The organism is Micromonospora sp. WMMD812, from assembly GCF_027497215.1.
Classification (GTDB): Bacteria; Actinomycetota; Actinomycetes; order Mycobacteriales; family Micromonosporaceae; genus Micromonospora.
On record NZ_CP114904.1, the window covers coordinates 6,848,329 to 6,863,800 of the forward strand.

Below are 15,472 nucleotides of genomic sequence, written 5' to 3' on the forward strand. Positions count from 1 at the left end.
GGTGGCCGAGAGCGCAGCGGTTTAGCCGCTGCCCAGCCGGCAATGAGAGGGGCATCGACCATCGAGTCGCAGCCCCGATGACCGAGGAGAACACGGTGGCCAATGGTGCGATCCCACCCGACGACCGGACTCGTACTCTCGTCCACGTCCGCCCTGACGATCACAAGCTGAAGCACATTGCCATAGCTGGCGGCATCTACACCATCCTGGTTACCGGCGAGCAGACGGCAGGACGGTACTGCCTGATCGACATGCGGGTACCGCCGGGTGGTGGCCCGCCTCCTCATCGGCACGACTTCGAGGAGATGTTCACCCTGCTCGACGGGGCGGTGGAGTTCACGTTTCGGGGAGAGAGCACCACGGTGCGGGCCGGCGAGACGATCAACATCCCGGCGAACGCGCCGCACTTCTTCCGCAACTCGTCTGACCAGCCCGCGCGCATGCTGTGCATGTGCACCCCAGCCGGACAGGACGAGTACTTCGGGCGCGTCGGGGACGCGGTCGACGGTCCTACGGCGTCTCCACCGGCCCTCACCGACCAGGAGCGAACCGAACGCCAGAAGCGTGCGGCGATGCTCGCCGCGGATTACCGTACAGAGTTGCTCGTCCCGTGACGCGTAGTGGCGTGACCAGCTCGCACCCGAATGCCGGCGCTTCGGAGTAGTCACTTCCCGCCCATGTCGCCGAGCGGCGGTTCGTCGATGAGGCTGTGCCGGCGCACACGGACCTGCCCGCCGTCCGGGCCGGTCCACGTGGCATCGGTCGTGTCGGTGTGCCGCCAGCCGGGAGATCTCCTGCCGAGCCGGACTTTCTACGTCGTGGTCAAGTCGGCCAGGCGGGGCTGGTGGCCATCCCCTGCAGTTGCGTGAGAGTCAGCAGCGGCTCGTCACGGGTGGCCGTGTTGGTCTTCGGCTCCACCGCGTTCCACGCGGTGATGGCGATCCTCACTCCGTCCGGCCGGAAGATGTCGACGGTCCGTTGGATGATCCGGTCGTGACCCGTTCGTTCGGGTCCGACGGTGGTCACGAGGCGGGTCCCGTCCGGCAAGGTCTTCGCGGTGCACGTGCTGCCCCTCGGGCTGCTGCGACTCTGGCAGTTGAAGATGTCGAGCGGGGCGCTGTTCTCAGCCCCGGGCTTCGCCCTGTCGGCGAAGTGCGGCTGGACGTTCACCATCACCTTTGTCTTGCCCGAGCGGTCGGTGATCACCACCTCGGCGTACCCCGCTTGCGCGTACGGCGCGGAGATGGCCGAACCGGGAGGCAGCAGTTCCTTCAGCGCCGCGAGGACCTTGTCCGCCGCGGGGTCGGGGCAGTCCGGGCAACTGGTCCCCGCCGATGCGCGGGGCGTCGGGCTGGCCGACGGGATTGCCACTCGCGGCGTCGGTACGCCGGACTGGTCGCCGCCGGCCCGCGCCAGGCTGACGCCGTTCACGGCGCCGGCGAGCAGTCCGAGCGTGGCAACCCCGGCGGCGAACATCACGAACCGCTGCCGGGTCCGGATGCGCTTTGCCGTGGCGAACACCCTGGCTGGGCCGTTAGCGACCGGCGGTTCGTCCGTCTCGATCGCGGAGCGGAGCGCCTCGCGCATGTCATTGAGCTGCATCACTCAAAACCTCCTCGCTGAGCATCAGTTCTTGCGGGACTTCTGCCAGCACGGGACGCAGAGCGGCAAGAGCCTTGGCGCACTGGCTCTTCACGGTGCCCTCACTCACGCCGAGCGCTTCGGCGGTCTCCTCTACGCTGCGGTCCTCCCAGTACCGCAGGACGACTGCGGCGCGTTGGCGGGGTGGCAGGGTTCGGAGCGCGGCGAGCACGGTGAGCGCCTCCACGCGGTCGCCTGCCGGAGCAGGCAGGTCCGCCAGGTCAGACCCCAACCGTTCGCGTCGTCGCGAACCCCGTTGGTTGTCGTCGAGATACACCCGCAGCAGCACACGGCGGGAGTAGGCATCCAGGCTGTCGATCCGCCGACGACGCGCCGCCACGACCATCCGAGCGAGGGCCGTTTGGACCAGGTCCTCGGCCCGATGCCAGTCACCGCACAGCAGGTACGCGGTGCGACGCAGGTGCAGATACCGGGACTCGACGAACCTGTGCAGGTCGGCTTCGATGTCAGGCTTCATGGGCAACACCCCTCGTTGGCTGCCACTGTCACCCGTCCTAGACCGGTGCGGCGGCGCGGGAGGTTGCCGGCGATTCCTCGGATCGCGGCGAGCGGCCACGGGTGAATCGACATCATCGGTAATGTCCGGACATCAGCCGGAAGTGCACCTTTGAACAGGGCGCGGTGGCGGGTCACGCAGAGGGGAAGGGCCGTGGGCGAACCACAGCAGCCGGGTACGCCGGGATCGCGAGCGGCTTCACGCTCGTTGCGGCCCCGTCGTCCACTTCCCGCCGAGACGGTGAGACTCGCGGTGGTCGTCGCCGCGTTCGGGGTGGTCTTCGGTGACATCGGCACCAGTCCGATTTACACCCTCCAGACCGTGTTCAACCCGGGCGACCCGCACCCCGTGCCGGTCAGCGCCGAGAATGTGTTCGGGGTGGTGTCCCTGGTGTTCTGGTCGGTGATGGTCATCGTCACCGTCACGTACGTGCTGCTCGCCATGCGCGCGGACAACCAGGGCGAAGGCGGCGTCATGGCGCTCATCACGCTGCTGCGGCGAATGACCGCCGAGCGTGGTCAGCGAGCCGCCACCGGGCTGGCCGCGCTGGGCATCTTCGGCGCCGCGCTGTTCTTCGGCGACAGCATGATCACCCCGGCGATCTCCGTGCTGTCCGCGGTCGAGGGCATCCGGGTGGTCCAGCCCTCGCTGCAGGAACTCGTCGTGCCGGTCACCGCGGTGATCATCATCGTGCTCTTCCTGGTGCAGCGCCGCGGTACCGCAGCTGTCGGCCGGCTGTTCGGACCAATCATGATCGTCTGGTTCGTGACCATCGGCGCGTGCGGCGTGGCCGGCATCGCCCACCACCCGGCGATCCTGGAGGCGCTGTCGCCGACGTACGCGGTGGGCTTCCTGGCCGGCCGTTTCGACGTCGCGTTCTTCGCCCTGGCCGCGATCGTGCTCGCGGTCACCGGCGCCGAGGCGTTGTACGCCGACATGGGCCACTTCGGTCGACGAGCGATCACGCGAGCCTGGCTCATCCTGGTGTTCCCCGCCTGCGTGCTGAGCTACCTGGGTCAAGGGGCGCTGATCCTGAAGGATCCGGCCAACATCAGCAGCCCGTTCTTCCTGCTCGTGCCCGGATGGGGGCGCCTCCCGCTGGTCCTACTGGCCACGGCGGCGACGGTGATCGCCTCTCAAGCGGTGATCACCGGCGCCTACTCCGTCGCGTCACAGGCGGCCGAACTCGGCTACCTGCCCCGGCTGCGGATCACGCACACCTCGGAGTCCACCTTCGGCCAGATCTACGTCCCGTGGATCAACTGGTTGCTGATGGTCTCCGTCCTCACCCTGGTGTTCGCCTTCCGCAGTTCGACCGCGTTGGCGTTCGCCTTCGGCATGGCGGTGACCGGCACCATCACCATCACCACGCTGATCTTCTTCTACGTCGGTCGCTGGCGCTGGAACGTACCTCTGTGGCTGCTCGCCCTCGGCGCGGTCCCGCTGCTGGTGGTCGACCTGCTGTTCGTCGGCGCCAACGTGACCAAGCTGGCCCACGGCGCGTGGCTGCCGCTGCTTATCGGCCTCACCGCGTTCACCATCATGACCACCTGGGAGCGGGGCCGCGAGATCGTCACCGCGCAGCGGCAACGGCGCGAGGGCCCCCTACGCCAGTTCGTCGACGAGCTTCGCAACGACGGGTCGAAGACGGTGTGCGTCCCCGGCAGCGCCGTCTTCCTCAACCGCGGCAAGGAAACCGCGCCGCTGGCGATGCGGGCCAATGCCGAGCACAACCATGTGCGCCACGAACACGTCCTGATCCTGTCGATCGAGACCGCGCCGGTGCCCCGCGTGCCCGCCGGCCAGCGGATCACTATCGACGACCTCGGTTACGCCGACGACGGAATCACCCATGTCACCGCCCGCTTCGGCTACGTGGAGAGCCCGAACGTGCCGGAGTTGCTGCGGATGCTCGACCCGGCCGCGACGGAGGGCCTGCGGCACCTGGATCAGGCGTCGTACTTCCTGTCGAAGATCGAGCTTCGGGCGGGAGACCAGCCGACCATGGCGCCGTGGCGCAAGCGTCTGTTCATCGCTACCTCGCACATCACCGCCGACGCCGCCGAGCACTTCTGCCTGCCACGCGACCGCACCGTGATCATGGGCTCCCACATAGAGATCTAGGCTAGGTATCGCCGCGACTCTGCTCGCGGGTGCGCTGCAGGCTGGCAATCTCGCCTTTGATGGGCAGCCAGTAGAAGGGGATGAAGGCGGCGACCACTATGAGGCCCACGACCGGATGCAGGGCGCCCAGTGCGGTCCCGGCGGCGATCCAGACGGGTGCGGGATGAAAACGTCTGCTGATCGCTCCTGCGGTGTCGTCGTCGGTGGTGGATGTCAGCAGGCGGCGACCACGTCTGGCGTATTCCCAGATCACGTTGAAGAGTACGGCTGCCAGCTCGTAGGTGACTCCGTAGAAGATGAGCGCGGTTCGCTTGCCGTGACCGGATTCGAATGCTTCGGCCAGGACGGATGAGGCGAACGGTAGGAACGCGATTACCAGCAGCAGCAGGGTGTTGAGCAGGAGCACCATGCGGTCGGCGGACCGGATGTGGTCGAACATGACGTGGTGATTCACCCACATCTGTCCGATCAGCAGGAAGGTGATGCCGTAGGCCACGTATGAGGGCCACAGTTCAAGAAGGCCGCGGAGCAGGTGGTGGGTGTCCTCCGGCGGCCGGATCTCCAGGACGAGCAGGGTGACGGCGATCGCAATGACCGCGTCGCTGAAGGTGACAACCCGCTTCGGGTCCCGTTCCGCGCCGATCGGGTTGCTGGATCTGGTTGCGTCTCTCGTGGAGGTGCCGCGGACCGCGCGGTACCAGCGCATGAGCCTTCCCCCAACGGTTAGATCAGACGGTCAGGTCTCGCGGCCACGGCCACCCACGACGTCATCCGTAAGGTGCCCCGACCCGCCTGCCGCGCCCCGGACTGCACCTCCGATGCGCCATCTGACCGCTTCGGCGTGCACGACCCGCTTACCCGAACCGTCCGCTGCCGCGAGTTTCCCGCCGTCGCGTGATCCAAACCGGCTGCCGAACCTGCTTGCCCTGGGTGCCCAGCGCCGGTGTCGCGCTGTCGCCGGCCGGCGCGCCGCATTCGTCTGCGCCGGCCGGGCACACGTGGTTGTGCAAATCAGGGGCGTGCCCTGAGGACTCCCAACAAAATGATCTAGGCGGACGTGTGGGTCCGTCCTTCATGGACGACCAACTACAGTGATCGGCCGTGCGGCGAGATGAGCCCGTTTCGTGACGTCCGCGGTGGTGGCGCCCGTACTCCGCGTGGCGCTAATCCGGCGCAGACGACCCGAGTAAATATTCTCACGCCCCGAGGGCACGCCCAACATCCGGGGATTCTGTCCCTGGGTGCGGCGATTGCTACCTGAGCACCAGCTGTCCGAGTTCCTGGGTGCAGCGGGTGAGCGCGACGTAGAGACCATTCCAGCCGCGCGGTTCAGCGGCGATGCCCTGAGGGTCGATGAGTAGCGTCGCGTCCCATTCCAATCCCTTGGACTGGGTCGCGCTGAGCACCGACACATCGTCCAGCACGGCTAGGAGTTCGGTGACGCGGTCGGCGGGGGCGATGACGCCGACCGTACCGCCATGCCACCGTTGCTGCAGCTGTCGCACAGTTTGGGCGGCGGCATCGGCAAGCTCGGCGGGTGTGATCCTGAGTTCCCAGGGGGCGACGCTGGAGGAGCGTACCGCCCGTGGCGGTGCGTTGCGGCTGCCAGCTTTTTTCAAGACCGGTTCGGTGAGGTCCATAACCTCACGCGGGGTCCGGTAGCAGATGGTGAGTTCCGCGGCGGTCCAGCGGTCTCCGAAAGCAGCCTGCACCGCCTGTGCCCAGCTGATGTGCCGGTGTGCTGCCTCCGCCTGGTCGATGTCGCCGACGGCGGTGATGGAGCGACTGGGACAGCGACGTAGGACCATTCGCCACTGCATCTCGGACAGCTCTTGCGCTTCGTCGATGACGACGTGGCCGTACACCCAGTCGCGCTGCCGGCGAGCGCGGTCGGCGATGAACTCGCCCTGTGGTTGCGGGGCGTCGACCTCACCGAGTAGGTCGGCGAGGGCGTCGAGTAGGGGTATGTCGCTCGATGCCCACTGGGCGGGCTCAGCCGAGACAGCGGTGATCTCCTGCGGGGACAACTGTGGGGCGAACCGGGTCAGCAGGGTGCGATCGGTCAGGAAATCACCCAGCAGGGTTTCGGCGTCGAGGGTGGGCCACCATGTCTCGACGAACCGGGCGACGGTGGCGTTCTCGGCGATACGATCACGGAGATGTTCGATCTCCTCGTCGGATAGTAATCCGTCGATGTCGACGCCAGTGGGCGCCCTGCCAGGGTGGTGGTCTTGCCGCATTTCCCTGTCGACGCGGGCGAGGATGTCCTCGAACCCCTCCTCCATCTCGTTCATCAGCGCCTCGCGCTGCTCGACGACGGCTTCGGCAAGGAGGTGGTGCAGCTGCTCGGCGAACACCGCGCGGGCGCGGTGGTACGGGCGTCCCTGCACCGCCGAGGCGAGTGCCTGCGCCACTGTTGCGGCTGTGATGACGTAGAACTCGCCCTCCCAGCGCAGCTTCAGCTCGCGGGGCCGGGGGAGCAGCGACGTGACGTAGTTTTCGAGCGCGGGTTGCCAGAGGGCGCGGCCCTTGATTTCGGCGAGAAGCCGGCTCTCGTCGCGGCCCACGCGGATCTCGGGCAGCAGAGTGTCGCAGGTCGCCGAGACGACGGCGGTCTCACCGAGCGCGGGCAGCACCTGGGCGATGTACTGGAGGAACCGCGGCGAGGGGCCGAGGACCAGGACCGCTTGGTCGGCCATCTTTGGGTGGGCGAACAGCAGGTAGGCGACGCGGTGCAGAGCAACCACGGTCTTGCCGGTGCCGGGACCGCCCTGAACGATCAGCGGGCCGGTCGCCTCGGCCCGGATGATGTCGTCCTGTTCGCGTTGCAGCGTGGAGATCGCCGTCGACATGCGGCCGGTGCGCCGCTGATCGAGGGCGGCCAGTAGAGCGCCTTCACCGACGAGTCCTGCCGTTATGGTCCCGTCCAGTGGTTCGTCGTCCACGCCGACGACAGCCGATCCCCTGGTGCGTATGTGACGGCGCCGTGCCTGACCTTGTGGGTCGACAGCCGTTGCCGTGTAGAACGGCCGAGCTGCGGGAGCGCGCCAGTCCACCAGCAGTGGCTCACTCTCCTCCCCGTCGTTGCGGAGACCGACACGGCCCACGTGTCGCACGCTGCCATCAAGGCCGTCGAGGCGGCCGAAGACCAGCCCTTCCCGTGCTCGCCGTAGCTCCTCGTACTGCTGGCGGAGCATGCGCTGCCGGGCCCGCTCCAACGGGTCCAGGGCGTCTGACGAAAGCTCGGCCTGTAGCTGGTCGGCCAGCCGGTCGCGCCGGGCCGTGGCCAAGTCGAGAAACTCCTGTTCCACGGCAACCGCGGATCGGCGTGCGACGCCCTCTGCGGTAGCGGGCGGCGGTTCGCCGTTTGGTGTTACTTGGCTGATGCCAGCAGTGCCGTTGTTCAGAGCAGAATTCCGGCGCATTCGCAAATCCTTGCACTGGGGTCCCTCGGCCCAAACGAGCCGCAGCGTATGCCGGCGGCAAGCATAGAGTCGGTTTCTCCTCGTCGGCCAGGAACTCCGCCTGCCGAGATGGGAATCTCAATGCCTTGCAGATCCGGGTCGCTTGTGGCCTCCCTCAATCTTGATTCGCTTATTGACAGTTCGGTCCTTATTCGATCTGACGGTCGACGGTGGCACTGCTCGCGGGCAGCACTCGACCACGTGCGAATGTCGGCCAGGACGAGCACCACGGATGGGTCGATTTAGCCGCAGGGACACCTCCCAAGGCGTCGTCATCAGCGCCGATGGCCACCGCGGTGGTGCTGCGGTACTTCGTTGGGCCCTAAAGGCTTGCCACGAACGGGTCGCCGCCTTCGCGATCATCCATCGCAAACTGATCGCGGGCAGATGTCCGGATCGCCGCGGCGGCGGCGACGTCTCTCGTGACAGGCACTACCGCCTGGAGAGAGGACGACCATGCCAAGGCATGAAGCATCTCCGAGAGCTCACCGAGCCGCCATGATCACGGCTTGGACACTGCAGATCCTGCTCGGCTTCGCCATCGCGGGCAGCGGATTGCTCAAGCTCACCGGCGACCCCGCGATGGTCACTCTGTTCGCCGACGTCGCCGCCGGCCAGTGGCTACGCCTCGTGGTCGGCGCCTTGGAGATCGCGGGCGGGGTGGGCCTGCTCATCCCACGTGTGCGTGCCCTGGCCGCGCTCTGCCTGCTGGCATTGCTCCTCGGCGCTACCGTCACCAACCTCGCGGTGCTTCACACCAGCCCGTTCTGCGCCCTCGTCTTCGCAGCGATCGCGCTGGTCATCCTGCTCCTGCGCCGCCAGGAGCTACCAACCAGATCCACCTCCGTCCCGCCTCGGTCGTAACCCTTGGCCTTGTCGACGTGGCCTCGAGCGCGTTCCACGCCTCGACGTACTGTCGGTGCAGGCTTGTGAGCAGTCGCGGTCGCTAGCGCGTCCGCGATCACCCGCTCGTGCGGCGGCGGTCGCGCCAGGCTTCCTGCTTGGCGCGGTTGCCGCACAGGCGCATTGAGCACCATTTGCCGGTGCCGGCGCGGGAGTTGTCGTAGAACGCCCAGCGGCAGGCGTCGCTCGCGCAGACCTTGAGCCTGGGCCAGGTGCCGGTGGTCATCGACTCGGTCACGCGCAGGAGGAGGTCGCCCATCGCGCCGTCGGCGCCGGACGCGCCGGCCACCTGGCGCCAATTTCGCTCCGGCGTGAAGGACACCAGGATGCCGGCGCGCTCGGCGGCGTCGTCCAGGACTGCCAGCACGGCCGGGGACAGCGCGACCTTGTCGTGGTTCGCGGCGGCCGCCGTACGCAACGCCTCGCGCAGACCGCGCGCCCGACGGAGTTCGGCGTCACCGACCTGCCCGTCGCCGCGCCACAAGCCGGCTTCGGTCAGCCACGTCCGCAGCCCGGCGACATTCTCGATCGCGTCAGTGCCCGCCTCGATGTCGAGGGTGTTGACGAATCGCCGGACCGGCTCGAGTCGGTCCGGTGCTGCCATCGAGGTCCCGGTAGACATGCAGCCATCATAACCGGCTTGCGGGATTAACCGGTTATCCGTAACCTCCGTAACCATGACACCGGTTACGCCGGGCGCGCCGAACCAACTCCCCGGCGCCAGCCAGCCGACGCCTGCCTGGTCCAACCCGAACTTCCGCCGGCTCTGGCGCGGGTCCGCCGCCTCCACCCTCGGAACCGAGATCGCCGAACTCGCGCTGCCGCTGTTCGCCCTGGTCACGCTCTCCGCCACCGCGGCGCAGGCAAGCACCCTCCGGGTGGCCCAGTTCCTGCCGTTCCTCCTGGCCACCCTGCCGGTCGGACTGCTGGTGGACCGGTTCCGGCGCGGCCGGCTACGCCTGATGATCGGCGCCGACCTGGGCCGCGCGCTCCTCATCGCACTCATCCCCATCGCCGCCTGGACGGGAACGGCCAGCATGCCCGGCGTCTACGTCATCGTGTTCGCCGCCGCGGTGCTGACCGTCGTCTTCCAAGTAGCCGACTTCGCCGTCCTGCCGACGATCCTCGCCGAAGACCAACTCGTCGACGCCAACGGCAAACTCTCCGCCACACAATCCGCGGCCGAAATCGGTGGCCGTGGCGTCGGCGGCGTGCTGGTCCAAGCGCTCTCCGCGCCAGTCGCGCTACTACTCAACGCGGTCGGCTACCTCGTGTCAGCGATCTCACTGAGCCGGATCCGCCTGACCGACTCCGACAGCCAGCCGGCCGCCGAACAACCGGCCAACGGGCAGCCGGTCGCCCACGACCCGACGTGGCGCGACGCGGTACACGGCATCGGCGTCACGGTCCGCCACCGGTACGTGCGACCGCTGCTCGGCGAAGCGGCCACGTTCAACCTCTTCAACGAGGCGTTCATCCTCGGCCTCCTGCTCTACACGGTCCGCGACGCACACCTGAACCCGCTGGCGATCGGCGCCGTCTTCACCGCCGGCGGCATCGGCTCGTTCGCCGGCGCCTGGTTCGGCGCCCGGTTCACCGCCCGCTTCGGCTACGGCCGCGTCCTGCTCGTCACGCTCGTCCTCGGCAACAGCGCACCGCTCGGCGTCCTGCTCGCCAACCAGGCCGGCCCCGGACTGCTGCCGCTGCTCTGCGCGGTCTTCATCGTCATGGGCATCGGCATCGGCATGGCCAACGTCCACGCGGTCAGCCTGCGGCAAGCCGCCACACCCGAAGACCAGCGGGGTCGCGTCAACGCCGCCTACCGGCTGATCTCCTGGGGCGCCGTACCGGTAGGTGCCGCCCTCGGCGGCATCATCGCCACGCAGGCCGGCGCATTCGCCGCGATGGCGTTCGGCGCGGTCGGCGTCTCACTCGCCACGCTGTGGGTGGCCCTGTCGCGCGTACCGACCCTGACCAGCATCCACGACGCAGCCCGACCGTAGCGCGCGTCCGCTCCTTCCCGGGTGCGGGCCCGCCGGTGCGGATCCGGCCGGGAGAACAGCGGCCGGATCACGCAGGTGCGGACGGTCGTGGTGAAGTTAGCGCCGGCTGTTGGCGCGGCCCGCCGTCGTCCCTTGCTGCTGGGTCGTGGGCACGAGCGCAACACGTCGCTGCGTCTGGCGGAGCACCGACAGACCCAACCACCGATGACCGGTTACGGAGCCGCTGTCCGGGAGCCGACAGCAGCAGCCGCTGGGTCACTTGGACGGCACCGGTGGCTGACGCCTCGGACTTCGCCGAAACCGGAGCAGGGTCGCATCTGCCAGTCGACGCGATCGTCGCCTTCGTTGATCATCCGACACTCGAACGCGCCGGAATCTGGCTGGGCAGCCAACGACGCAACCGGGACGCCGAAGACCTCCTGCGGCTGCCGCCACCACACCCGCACACGCAGTTCGCCACGATGCACGAACTGACCCGCGTCCTATGACCCCAGGGCCCGCTGCGTGAGGCGGCGGTCATCCGACCCCGGGGGCAGTTCGGGAGCGTCCGGGACCGGCCAGCCTAAGCCCGGACTGGTCACGACGCGAATCGCTTGGCGATCTTCGGCTACCAACTCGAGGGTGGTCTCCTTCAGCGGCAGCCGGTGTGCCTCAGCGAGTCGGCGCTGGTAGCCCTACCTGCGCGTATGCCCTCGACGGTCGAGCTTTCCCGTACTGTGCCTAACCACAGGAGGCCCGCTTCGGACCCGAGTTGGACCTCGGGCCTGGCGCTGCAAGATCGTCGTCGGATTCGTGTCGGCGAGTTACGAACCACGGCGCTGTGAGGTCCAGGGCTGCTCCGCTCGCCGTCGGATGGCAAGCTCGTGTCTCGTGATCGATGGTTTCGCTAAGGACTATCCGCGCGGCGGGCTCAGGTCGATACGTCAGGTGCTGATCTGGACGCTCGGTGGGGACGCCGTGAGAAATCCGGATCTCGTGAAGGTTCGCTCGTGAGGGCGGTCATCGTCGCGGCCGCGGTCGCGTTCATCATCTCCCTGTTCGGCACGCCGGTGGCGATTCGCGTCTTCACCGCGCTCAAGGCCGGCCAGCCGATCCGATCCATCGGGCTCGCCAGCAACCAGGGCAAGAAGGGCACGCCCACGATGGGCGGCGTCGTCTTCATCGTGGCGACCGTCTTCGCCTACGTCGCCGGGCATATCGCCCTGACCACCCTGCCCGAGCGGCAGATCGCGCAGGAGGGGCCGACCATGACGGCCCTGGTGCTGCTCGGGCTGTTCGTCTTCTGCGGCGCGGTCGGCTTCTTCGACGACTTCCTCAAGGTGCGCCGGCGCAACTCCGACGGACTGTCCGCCAAGGGCAAGCTGCTCGGCCAGGCGATCGTCGGCGGCGGGTTCGGCGTCGCCGCGCTCTACGGGCCGAGCACCAACGGCCAGACCGTGGCCAGCGAGCACATCTCGCTCATCCGCGACATCAGTTGGCTGAACGTCGGCAAGGTCGGCGCGGTGATCGTGATCGTCTTCGTGATCATGGCGATGTCGAACGGCGTGAACCTCACCGACGGCCTCGACGGCCTGGCCACCGGCGCGTCGATCCTGGTGCTCGGCGCGTACGCGCTGATCGGCTTCTGGCAGTACCGGCATTGGTGCGCCGACGACGCGTACGCCCGCGTGAACGACTACTGCTACCAGGTCCGGGATCCCCTGGAGATCGCCATGATCGCGGCGGCGGCGGCCGCCGCCTGCGTGGGCTTCCTGTGGTGGAACACGTCCCCGGCGCGGATCTTCATGGGTGACGTGGGCTCGCTCGGGCTCGGCGCCCTGATCGGCGGGCTCGCGGTAGCAACCCACACGACGCTGCTTTCGGTCATGATCGGCGGGCTCTTCGTCATCATCACGACGACCTGGGTGATCCAGATCGTCTCGTTCCGGACCACCGGTAGACGTGTCTTCCGGATGGTGCCGTTGCACCACCACTTCGAGTTGGCCGGCTGGAGCGAGGTCAATATCGTGGTCCGGTTCTGGATCGTGGCCGGCGTCTGCGTGGCGGTCGGCCTGGGCCTGTTCTACTCGGATTTCTTGGCGGTCGTTGGGTGAAAACCACGCGACAAGCCTGTGTTGTGCCACGGTGATCTGCCGGGCAACTGGTTCCCCACCGGGGTGCCAGCGTCTGGCAGCAGCATTGCCTAAGCCGGTCGTGGCCAGACCCCTCGGTCACTGTGTCAGCAAGAGGTCTGCCGTCATCCATCACGTCGTACCGAAGAACTTGCGCCGGGCGATGGTGACGAGCCGGCAGTCCCTCACCTGTTGCCGGGCTCGGGGATGATCAGCGGGTGGTTGACATGGAGTTCATCGCTCGCGGGGGCGTCGCCTACGTCGATGCTGGAGTGCGGTCGTGGGGGTCGGGTTTCAAGGTTCACCGGAGCGTCACGTGGCCCTTCGCGCGGCTTCGCGTGGGCGCGATCCATGTCACGGTCTCGTCGCTGTTCGGCGAGTTCCGCGTGACTCGGACGAACGGCGTGCGGATCTCTCGGTTCGGCCGTATCCCTGTGCTGGCCGACGGCGTCAAGTTCGTTCGAGATGGTCAGGATGAGGCTGTGATCTTCTGGGCGGTCCGCGCTGGCAGGGTGTTGGACGAGTTGGAACGCCGAGGCTGGCCAGTGAGCCGCCGTGCTGGGTGAGCGCGGGCGCGAGCATGCGCGCGACGGGCAGGATCGGTTCCGCGATCCGTTGGTCAGTTTGTATGAGCTCGCGGCCGAGGACATCTACGTCGTCTGTCCGCGCTGCGGGCATCTGGCGGTCAATGCTCCGCGGCCAACGAGCGACAGCCGGGTGCCCTCATGGCCCCGTCGGCTCACGTGCACGTGGTGCGCGTATTCGGCGTCCTGGTCCCCAGAAGGATCTCAGGGCTCGTGTTGGGTTGGTCCAGTCGATCCGTTCTTCCGCCTGTCCTCGTGGCTGAGAGCCCAGTGCTGCGGTGGGCAGACGCTCTGGGCGTTCGACCGCACCCACCTCGACCTCTTGCAGGCATACGTCGGCTAAGGGGTCGATCCCACGGCGGCGGCGACGAGGTGTGGAGACATCAACCGCTGACTTTTCATCTGTCGACGTCAAGTTTTGCGCGGCGTGACAGAAGTTAGGCATCGGAGTCTATTTCTTTCCGCTGGATCAGCGGTTAACGTGAATCGAGCCGCGGACCGGCGACCGCGGGTCACGCACTGCGCGCCCCAGCTCGTGCGCTGCGCGCGCAGCCGACGCCGAGGCCCCCGCCACGGCGTCCCGTGTCCACTGGGCAAACCGGCCGATCCAGACAACACCCAGACCGGGCTCCGAACCGGACGGTCGGCCCACCGGATGGAATTGAAACGATACAACCGAGCGGCTCCCGCCGCTGGAGAGGACGAACATGTCCACCACCGAACCGGTCACACCGAAGGATCCCGCGCTGCGCCGGCAACTCACCCGTCGTGGCATCCTCGCCGCCTCGGCAGGCGCAGCGGCTGCACTCGGCGCCGTCGGCATGAACGTGCTCCAGACCGACCAGCCCGCGATCGCCCACGGCCAACTGCGGGCCGAACCCCTGATCCCGGCCCGCAACCGCGGCATCATCCTCTACAGCGTCCGCGACCGCATCACCGCCGCCCCGGACGACAGCGGCGTCCCGTACGGCTTCGAGCGGGTCCTCGCCCGCGTCGCCGAGCTCGGCTACAAGGAGGTCGAGTTCGCCGGTTACAGCCAGCACACCTCCATCCTCGGCCGGCAGATCACCCCCGCCGAGATCCGCAAGATCCTCGACGACAACGGACTGGTCGCCAACGGCTGTCACGTCGGGATCAACCCGGCCACGTTCGAGGAGCAGATGGACATCGCCGAAACGCTCGGCATGAAGAACATCGGCACCGGCAGTGACCCCACCAACTCCAGCTACACCTCCGACTGGGACGCCGCCGCCGACGTCTGGAACGACCTCGGCCGTCAGGCACGCAAGCGTGGACTGCGGCTGTACACCCACAACCACGACGCCGCCTACTCCTTCCTCCTGGACTCGGGTCCGCTGGACGCCAACGGCCGCCCCACCCGCTCGTCCGGCACCCGCCGACTGGAGTACTTCTTCCGGAAGACCGACCCGCGCTACGTCTTCTTCGAACTGGACATCTACTGGGCGTACGTGGCCCGGTTCAAGCACCAGAGGTACGTCGACCAGCACGGCCGCGAGCGCACCGACCTCTTCGATCCGATTCTCACCGTCGTCTCGCAGAGCAAGCGGTTCCCGCTCTTCCACGCCAAGGACGGCAACCGCAACAGCGCCCTGACCAACGGCCACGAGATGGTGCCCTTCGGCGAGGGCGACATCAACTTCCAGCAGTTCTTCCAGACCATCGGCGACGCGGACTTCCGCCACGCCAACTGGGAACAGGACAACGCCCCGGGCGGCACCACCAACCCTGCCCAGTCGCTGGACTTCGCAGCGCTCAGCTACACCAACATGTCCGAGCTGACGATCTACCGCCGGTGACCACCGGGCCGGTCGCGGCGGCGCGCGTCCGGCCCGGCACACCCTCAACCGGGCAGCCGCCCAAGCCGCCGAGCTGGCACGCGGGCCGGGCGTCCTCCTTGTCAACGTGAGTGACACGTCCTGTCCGCCGTCCGTCGGCGCGGGCGTTCGTGGCGGATCTTCCACGGCCCATACAAGGTCGGGCAGGTCGCGCCACGGAGCACCCGTCCGCGGATGGTGCAGGCTCCCGTTGCTGACCGGACGGCGACCGCGCCGGCGCCCCCGCGCCCACCCGGGTGTTGCCGACCGAGGTCGGAGGGGACTGTCCG

The 15,472-nt window shown here is 67.9% G+C and carries 13 protein-coding genes and 1 pseudogene; 8 read left to right on the forward strand and 6 right to left on the reverse strand.

Features of this window, described 5'->3' with window-relative positions:
• Positions 1-77 precede the first annotated feature (77 nt).
• Complete coding sequence (locus O7603_RS31585; protein WP_281573360.1) at positions 78-614, forward strand: cupin domain-containing protein; 537 nt, start codon at positions 78-80, stop codon at positions 612-614.
• Positions 615-822: 208 nt separating this feature from the next.
• Here the strand turns inward: O7603_RS31585 and O7603_RS31590 are convergent, their stop codons facing one another.
• Both O7603_RS31590 and O7603_RS31595 read right to left on the reverse strand, forming a co-directional pair.
• Entirely contained in the window at positions 823-1,587 is a 765-nt protein-coding gene (locus O7603_RS31590; RefSeq protein ID WP_281573361.1) for a hypothetical protein, read from the reverse strand.
• A gap of 1 nt (position 1,588) precedes the next feature.
• Positions 1,589-2,119, reverse strand: coding sequence for a SigE family RNA polymerase sigma factor (locus O7603_RS31595; RefSeq protein WP_281573362.1), 531 nt, complete (start codon positions 2,117-2,119; stop codon positions 1,589-1,591).
• A gap of 279 nt (positions 2,120-2,398) precedes the next feature.
• Here O7603_RS31595 and O7603_RS31600 point away from each other — a divergent pair, with 279 nt between their 5' ends.
• Positions 2,399-4,282, forward strand: coding sequence for a KUP/HAK/KT family potassium transporter (locus O7603_RS31600; RefSeq protein WP_281573363.1), 1,884 nt, complete (start codon positions 2,399-2,401; stop codon positions 4,280-4,282).
• 1 nt (position 4,283) lies between these two features.
• Here O7603_RS31600 and O7603_RS31605 read toward each other — a convergent pair whose 3' ends face one another.
• Both O7603_RS31605 and O7603_RS31610 read right to left on the reverse strand, forming a co-directional pair.
• The gene (locus tag O7603_RS31605; RefSeq protein WP_281573364.1) at positions 4,284-4,988 is read right to left on the reverse strand and encodes a TMEM175 family protein; all 705 of its coding nucleotides are present in this window, start codon (positions 4,986-4,988) and stop codon (positions 4,284-4,286) included.
• A 547-nt stretch (positions 4,989-5,535) separates the two neighbouring features.
• Positions 5,536-7,593 carry a UvrD-helicase domain-containing protein gene (locus O7603_RS31610; protein ID WP_281573365.1) on the reverse strand — a complete coding sequence of 686 codons (2,058 nt, stop codon included), beginning with the start codon at positions 7,591-7,593 and terminating at the stop codon, positions 5,536-5,538.
• A 651-nt stretch (positions 7,594-8,244) separates the two neighbouring features.
• On the opposite strand from O7603_RS31610, the gene O7603_RS31615 reads away from it, so the two are divergent.
• Positions 8,245-8,610 carry a DoxX family protein gene (locus tag O7603_RS31615; protein ID WP_281573366.1) on the forward strand — a complete coding sequence of 122 codons (366 nt, stop codon included), beginning with the start codon at positions 8,245-8,247 and terminating at the stop codon, positions 8,608-8,610.
• Positions 8,611-8,707: 97 nt separating this feature from the next.
• Here O7603_RS31615 and O7603_RS31620 read toward each other — a convergent pair whose 3' ends face one another.
• A complete protein-coding gene (locus O7603_RS31620; protein ID WP_281573367.1) occupies positions 8,708-9,271 on the reverse strand; it encodes a CGNR zinc finger domain-containing protein in 564 nt (187 codons plus the stop codon).
• Between the two features lie 55 nt (positions 9,272-9,326).
• Between O7603_RS31620 and O7603_RS31625 the strand changes: the two genes are divergently transcribed.
• From O7603_RS31625 to O7603_RS31645, 5 genes are all read left to right on the forward strand, one after another.
• On the forward strand, positions 9,327-10,652 hold the full coding sequence (locus O7603_RS31625; RefSeq protein WP_281573368.1) for an MFS transporter: 1,326 nt from the start codon (positions 9,327-9,329) through the stop codon (positions 10,650-10,652).
• 272 nt (positions 10,653-10,924) lie between these two features.
• Positions 10,925-11,140 (forward strand): hypothetical protein, encoded by a 216-nt coding sequence (locus O7603_RS31630; protein WP_281573369.1) that lies wholly within the window; start codon positions 10,925-10,927, stop codon positions 11,138-11,140.
• A 501-nt stretch (positions 11,141-11,641) separates the two neighbouring features.
• Positions 11,642-12,745, forward strand: a complete 1,104-nt coding sequence (gene mraY / locus O7603_RS31635) for a phospho-N-acetylmuramoyl-pentapeptide-transferase (RefSeq protein ID WP_281573370.1) — start codon at positions 11,642-11,644, stop codon at positions 12,743-12,745.
• 236 nt (positions 12,746-12,981) lie between these two features.
• Positions 12,982-13,329: a hypothetical protein gene (locus O7603_RS31640; RefSeq protein ID WP_281573371.1), complete on the forward strand. Its 348-nt coding sequence runs from the start codon at positions 12,982-12,984 to the stop codon at positions 13,327-13,329.
• A 725-nt stretch (positions 13,330-14,054) separates the two neighbouring features.
• Positions 14,055-15,164 carry a sugar phosphate isomerase/epimerase gene (locus O7603_RS31645; RefSeq protein WP_281573372.1) on the forward strand — a complete coding sequence of 370 codons (1,110 nt, stop codon included), beginning with the start codon at positions 14,055-14,057 and terminating at the stop codon, positions 15,162-15,164.
• A 116-nt stretch (positions 15,165-15,280) separates the two neighbouring features.
• Here the strand turns inward: O7603_RS31645 and O7603_RS31650 are convergent.
• Positions 15,281-15,440: pseudogene (locus O7603_RS31650) on the reverse strand (transposase); the annotation flags it as partial.
• Positions 15,441-15,472: the final 32 nt, after the last annotated feature.